The organism is Synechococcus sp. R5-13 (assembly GCF_047462015.1).
Classification (GTDB): domain Bacteria; phylum Cyanobacteriota; class Cyanobacteriia; order Thermostichales; family Thermostichaceae; genus Thermostichus.
This window is the reverse complement of the sequence record NZ_JANSIL010000102.1, coordinates 1-6,270: the sequence shown is the minus strand read 5'-3', so window position 1 is coordinate 6,270 and position 6,270 is coordinate 1. Positions and strand designations below refer to the sequence as shown.

Annotated in this window: 5 protein-coding genes; 1 reads left to right on the top strand and 4 read right to left on the bottom strand. The window is 60.3% G+C overall.

Features of this window, described 5'->3' with window-relative positions; translation table 11 throughout:
• Window positions 1-66: 66 nt before the first annotated feature.
• The 3 genes from cysE to NW840_RS08420 all read right to left on the bottom strand — a co-directional run bounded on the left by cysE (window position 67) and on the right by NW840_RS08420 (window position 3,595).
• Window positions 67-858, bottom strand: a complete 792-nt coding sequence (gene cysE / locus NW840_RS08430; RefSeq protein ID WP_414343630.1) for a serine O-acetyltransferase — start codon at window positions 856-858, stop codon at window positions 67-69.
• 136 nt (window positions 859-994) lie between these two features.
• The gene (locus tag NW840_RS08425) at window positions 995-2,512 is read right to left on the bottom strand and encodes a hypothetical protein (RefSeq protein WP_414343628.1); all 1,518 of its coding nucleotides are present in this window, start codon (window positions 2,510-2,512) and stop codon (window positions 995-997) included.
• A gap of 180 nt (window positions 2,513-2,692) precedes the next feature.
• Window positions 2,693-3,595, bottom strand: a complete 903-nt coding sequence (locus tag NW840_RS08420; protein ID WP_011434393.1) for a 4-hydroxybenzoate solanesyltransferase — start codon at window positions 3,593-3,595, stop codon at window positions 2,693-2,695.
• A gap of 392 nt (window positions 3,596-3,987) precedes the next feature.
• Between NW840_RS08420 and NW840_RS08415 the strand changes: the two genes are divergently transcribed.
• Window positions 3,988-4,713, top strand: coding sequence for a response regulator (locus NW840_RS08415; protein ID WP_414343626.1), 726 nt, complete (start codon window positions 3,988-3,990; stop codon window positions 4,711-4,713).
• Here the strand turns inward: NW840_RS08415 and NW840_RS08410 are convergent.
• Window positions 4,710-6,092, bottom strand: a complete 1,383-nt coding sequence (locus NW840_RS08410; protein ID WP_011434395.1) for a CCA tRNA nucleotidyltransferase — start codon at window positions 6,090-6,092, stop codon at window positions 4,710-4,712. The genes NW840_RS08415 and NW840_RS08410 overlap by 4 nt on opposite strands.
• Between the last annotated feature and the right edge of the window lie 178 nt (window positions 6,093-6,270).

Genomic DNA, 6,270 nt, shown 5'->3' with positions numbered 1-6,270 from the left:
TGGCTTGCCAACTGCAGGGCTGCCGAAAGCCCGCCCTGTACTGCGAAGCAGTCAGGGTCGGGTAGTTTACGAATATTCTGCTTCGCCTCTCACCTGATCCTGCCGGACCTGTTCCCGCTCCCGGTTAAGGCGGGCCACCTGGGCTTCCAGATCTTGGATACGGTGCAGCAACTGTTCGATAGCCCGTCCCACTGGGTCAGGCATGAGATGGTGATCCAGGTCAATGCCATGGGCGGGGATGCGGCGCTGATGGGGCGGGATGACCGCACGGCCTGGGATCCCAACCACCGTCATGCCGGGAGCTACATCCTGAATCACGACCGCGTTGGCTCCGATACGAGCTTTTTCCCCAATGCGAACCGGCCCCAGAATCTTGGCCCCCGTGCCAACAATCACCCCGTTTTCCAGGGTGGGATGACGTTTGCCCTTGCTCCAGGAAGTACCCCCCAAGGTGACCCCGTGGTAGAGGGTAACATCATCACCAATTTCTGCCGTCTCACCGATCACCACCCCACAGCCGTGGTCAATGAAAAAGCGCCGCCCAATCTTGGCTGCCGGGTGGATTTCAATCAATGTGAAAGAACGAGCCAAGAAGCTGAGCAGCCGCGCTAGGAAAAACCAGCGCCGTTTCCACAGCCAGTGGGCGATGCGGTGCAAAAACAGAGCATGCACACCGGGATAAGTGAAGATGACCTCCCAGCGATTGCGTGCTGCCGGATCCCGATCGAAGACACAATCAACATCCTCCCAAAATTGCTGCCAGAACCCCAGTTTTGGCTCCGGCTTGCCAGCAGGGAGAGAATTGCCCTCCCCCGTTTTGGGGCTTTCCACCGCCGACTGCTCGGCCTCCGTCAGCATGAATGGTCTCCGTTTAGGAACCTCCACTCCCCTTTTAGCACTTTTTGCCGGCAGCAAGGAGAGATCTCCAATCGCGCCAAGGGAGCTCCTCGCGCAACTCTCCACTGGGTCGAGCTCAAGCAAATTGCCTTCTGCCCTAGCCTTTACCCAACTGTTGAGCCACCAGTTGTCCAATAGCTTGGGCAGCTCCCGGCTTGCCCCCCAGCCGCTGCAGTTCTGTCTGCATTTGCTGACGGCGCTGGGGATCTTCCAACAGAACTCGCATTTGCTCGGCCACGGCCACCGGGCGCAAGTGGCCCCGCAACTCTGGCACCACCTCTCGCCCCGCCCAGATGTTCGGCCAAGCCAAGTGACCTAGCCAACGCAGAGCAATTCTGTTGACGGCGCGGGCCAGCCAAGTGCCCAAGCCTGGAAGGCGGGTCAACAGGCCAAGAATCCCATCCCAGGCGCGCATTGCCTCCAGCTTGTTGGTAGGGATCACCACAACCATCGGCACCCCCAAATAGGCCAGCTCGGCGGTGTTGGCGCCAATGGTGGTCAGACAGAGATCACAGTTGGCCAGCACAGAATAGGCAGGGAAGCTTGTCCACAATTGCACCGTGCTGCCAAAGGGGGTAACAAACTGGGATCCCAGATTGGTCTGCTCCAGAATGGCTGAGGTGCCATAGATCAAAGCCATATCGGGATTGAGCTTGGGATGGGCATAGGCTGCCAACGACTGGGGGGTTTGTCCTGGGGCCACCGGGATCACAAAGCGGACATTCGGCAGCATCTGTCGCAGCTCATCGGCCACAGCCAACACCAATGGCACCCCCAAGGAGAGCTTGGCTGGCTTGGAGCCTGGGAGCAGCCCCACCTGATAGTGGGTGCGGTTCTCATCGCTCAGACGCTGCCAGCCGCGCGGTAGCAATTCTTCAAAGGCCTCCGGCCCGCTTACGCGATCGGTGAAGCGGTTCCCCACTCTCTCTGGCGCAGTTCTTACAGGCTCCCCCTCGCCGATGGAGCTGGGAGATGCATCTTGGAGCAGGCCAAAGGCTTGGGTTGGGGAAGAAAAGCCTGCCGTGGGTTTGGAGGCAGCGGCAGGAGATCTGCTGCCAAGCCAGCCGGAAAGGGGCACCCCCGGCAAATAGACAGCGCTGGCTACGCCATCCGCCATCAAATCCCCGACAACGTGCATTTTGTGGGCCCAAGGGTGGCCCAGCAGCCGTCCGCCATCGTAGCGGCGTTTGATTGCCTCGGTTCGCACGGCGAAAGCATGTACCCAAGGCCGCCAACGGGGTTGATGCTCAGCATAGACCACCAGCCGATAGCGCAAGCGGCGAGCAATCCAGACGGCAAAAAACTGATCCCCCCCCAGAAACAGCACCACCCCTCGCTTGGCCCAATTCCAGGCTTCTTCGGTTTGGCCAGTAAGCAAAAAAGCCAGAAAAAAATCGGGATCCTGCACCCGATCCACGTCGACGAACGCTTGCGCTATCTTCATCTCTTGCCCGGAAGCATGGGGGCAGGGGGACAGCACCAGGGAGAGACGTGCCTGAGGCAGTTGCTGGCGCAATTCCATCACCACCGGACGCACCCAGGTGGTCAGCTCTCCAGGGCCGTTTGAGAGAATAAGAATGTCATAGGGAGGCTCACCGCTGCTCAGTGGGGCCATCGGAGGCTGGGATCCTGCAATTAATCGTCTCATTCTACCGTTTGCCCATGGCCCTGGGCCGATTCCTGCCAGTCCGGAGATTTGTCGGGATCCCTTCCCAAAGAGGCAGCCCCAGCGTCGGCTGAGGGGCAAGGCGTTCTTCAGAGAGGCATCTGGCCATGCGAGAGGCTAGGGGATCCCTCAGGCCAGCAGGGACCCGCCGATCATCCCCGCCAGCAGAATAAACCCTTGCACCACATTTTGGCCGAAGATGGCCAGGTACAAGGTGGGAGAGGCATTCCTTTGGTGGAGCTGCCAGGTTTGCCGGCCCCAGAGGACAGTGACGATGGCCAAGCTGACAAAATAAACTCCATGCAACCGTAGGCTGAGGCCTACCCCCAACAGCGCGATGGCAGTGCCCAAAAAAAATAGCCCTACCGCCGTCGGCGTCCGCTGCCCGAAAAAACGGGCGCTGGAATGGATCCCGGCCCGCTCATCGTCCTCCCGATCCGCAAGAGCATAGACGGTATCAAATCCCAGTGTCCACAACACCGTGGCCAGCCACAGCCAGCCCAGCCCCTCTTCCCACAGGGGGGTGTTGGCATCTTGGCCGCTCACCGCCGTCCAACTGATGAGCACGGCAAATCCCCACGCCAGAGCCAGCACCAACTGCGGCACCGGAAACACCCGCTTGGCCCCCGGATAGAGCAGGATCACCGGCACCGCCGCCACACAGAGGGCAAAGCTAACCGGGTTGAGAAACAGCGCCAGCCCTGCCGCACAGGCCAAACTCACCACCGCCATCAGGATCCCGACGCCAACGGTCAACTCCCGGCTGGCCAACGGGCGATGGCGGGTGCGCTCCACCAATGGATCTAAGTCCCGATCCCAAAGATCGTTGATGACACAGCCTGCCCCACTGGCAGCCAGGCTGCCCAAAATGATGATCCCGACCAACGGCCAAGGGGGCGTTCCCCGTCCGGCCAAAAAAGCTCCCCACAGCGCCGGGATCATCAAAATCAATCGCCCTGCCGGCTTATGCCAGCGCAACAGCCGCAGAATGGCTCCGCCAGTGGCCCAGAGTGCAGAAGGGGAAGCAGACATAACCGGTTTCCGGCCAATCGCGACAGCGGGACGGAGTCCTTAAAGCGTGAGTTGCCGTTCCCGGGAGGGGTGCAGAGCACCATGAGGCGTGGGTAGGGGCGGCTCCACATTAGAGATCTTAAATCAATCATCCTGAATTGCAGGTTTTTGGAATCCTTTCGGTTCCATTCGCCGTCTCAAGGCCCTGTGCAAGTCAGTCCGCCCCTGTTCTCTTTATTGGCCTGCCCTGGAAGTTTGATATCCTATCGGGGGGCTGCTGTTGAAGGTGGCGGCACTTGCCCTTCTCACCCTGTGAGGCTGTTATCGCTACGTGACGCTTCCGCGTTCGTGACGGCGGTGCGGAGCACTTGCGTGCAGGCGCAACGGAGTTCTGTATGGAAGCAACCCTCTCCATGACTGGTTCACTTCCTCAAGCCAAGGAAGCTGCTCCCCATCTGGAGACCCTGCTGGTGGTGGAGGACGAGGATGCCATTCGGGAAACGGTTGCCCTGGCTTTAGAAGAGCAGGGGTATCAGGTTTTACAAGCCGCCGATGGTCGGCAAGCCCTTGAGATGGTGCATACGGTTGAGCGGCTGGATTTGATGATCTTGGATTTGATGTTGCCCAGCTTGAACGGTCTGGATCTGTGCAGGCTGCTGCGCAGGGAGGGCAACACGATTCCCATCCTGATGTTGACGGCCAAAAGTAGCGAAACCGACCGCGTGGTGGGCTTGGAACTGGGGGCCGACGATTATCTGACCAAGCCCTTCGGCATGCGGGAGCTGATCGCCCGCTGTCGTTCGGTGTTGCGCCGGCAACAACTGGCCCAAGCCAGCGATGCCACGGTGCTCCGTTACGGGGATCTGTGTATGTTTACCCAGGAGTGCCGCGTGTTGGTGCGGGGCGTTGAGGTGAGTTTTTCCCCCAAGGAATTTCGCCTGTTGGAGCTGTTTATGTCCAATCCCCGCCGCGTTTGGACGCGGGAACAGCTTCTGGAGCGCATCTGGGGATCCGACTTCATGGGCGACAGCAAGACCGTCGATGTACATATCCGCTGGCTGCGGGAAAAATTGGAGCTGGATCCCAGCAACCCAGAGTATTTGGTGACGGTGCGCGGCTTCGGCTATCGCTTCGGCTAGTCTTTTTGCTGGCCACGCCACCGGCGGGCAAAAGAGAGCGCCTCGGCACGAGTTTGAATCTGCCCCCAAGCCTGCGCCTCCTGGAGGTCTTGCAGCAACTGGCCTACCCAGGGGCCGGGTTTGGCCCCCAAGCTGTGCAGCAGATCGCGGCCATCCAGCAGGGGCACCAGATGGGCCAGGGGATCCTGGGGGTCTTCGTAGCGTTTGAGCCAAGACTCCAGCTTTTGAGGGTCGCCGCCCGTAGCCACCGCCAACAGCGCCAGGCCACCGAACAGGGATCCCGCCTGTTGATAAAGCCGCCACTGTTGCGCAGGGGTGGGGGAGTCCGTCAGGAGAAGCTGAAGCTGAGGCAGAAGATGGTGTAGCTTTTGGATGGCCCGCATTTCCGCTCGGCTGAAGCGCAGCCGCTCCAGCTCGGTTTCCACCCTTTCTGCCGTTCGCGTCAGCAAGACAGAGTCCTCAGTTCCCGCTGGATCCCACAACAAGGCCGCCAGCACCACTGCCAACAGCCTGCCGCGCCCTTCGCGTGAGGATGTCAAGGGCTGGGCCAGCTCTGCCAGCGTGCGGGGATAGAGCGGTCGCCAGCGCCCGGCCCACTCCCACACGGCCTGAGCTTGAGGGAAGCCCGGACTTTCCGGCTTCAGGTGGGGCAGCCAAGCCTGCAGCAACCCCGCCGCCACCGCCGCCTGTAGGTGAGCCAGCCCTGGGATCCCTGCCTCCAACAGGGCCACTATCTCTGCCCGCACCCGTTCTGCCGCCACATTCGCCAAAAGGGGAGCCCGCTCCCGGATCGCCTCTTGCGTAGCTGGATCCAGCCCAAACCCCAGCTGAGCCGCCTGTCGATAACCCCGCAACAGCCGCACCGGATCAGCACTGAGGTTGTCGGGGTGTACCATGCGCATCCGGCTCTGGCGAATATCGGCTTGTCCGCCTGTGGGATCCAGCAGTTGCTCCCTTTGCAGATCCAAGGCCAGGGCATTGCAGGTGAAGTCCCGCTGCCTCAGATCCTCCTCAGGGGTGGATCCCGCCTGCAGCCCCACGTCCACGGTCAACTTTGCCAACACAATGCGGGCAATCTGCCGTTCGGGATCCAACACCACAAAGCCCGCCCCCAACCGCCGTGCCACTGCCGCTGCCCAGCCCACGGGATCCACAGCGCACATCAGGTCCAAATCCACCGACGCTGAGGACTCCATCCCACCGTCGCGAGCGGGATCCCCAGCAGCACGGCCCTGCAGCCAAGCCAGGTAAGCATCCCGCAGGGATCCCCCTACCCAATAGCTTTTCTGCGGCAGCCACTCTTGGGGGAAAGGCAGCCGTTGGTAAAAATAGGTCAGCAGCCACTTCGTCAGCAAGGCTTCGCTCGGGCTTAGGGTCATTCCCAGTCAAAACTCCATGAAGATGAGACACCTGGGGTGGTAGGAGCATGACTCTAGTCAATAATAAGCTCAACTATACTGAAAATAATGTATAATATGTTCAGTACAGATTACTACCAGTTGATCTTTCTGTTTACTTTCGAGTCTGCCAACATGGTAGCCAAAGCAAAGCAGAAAA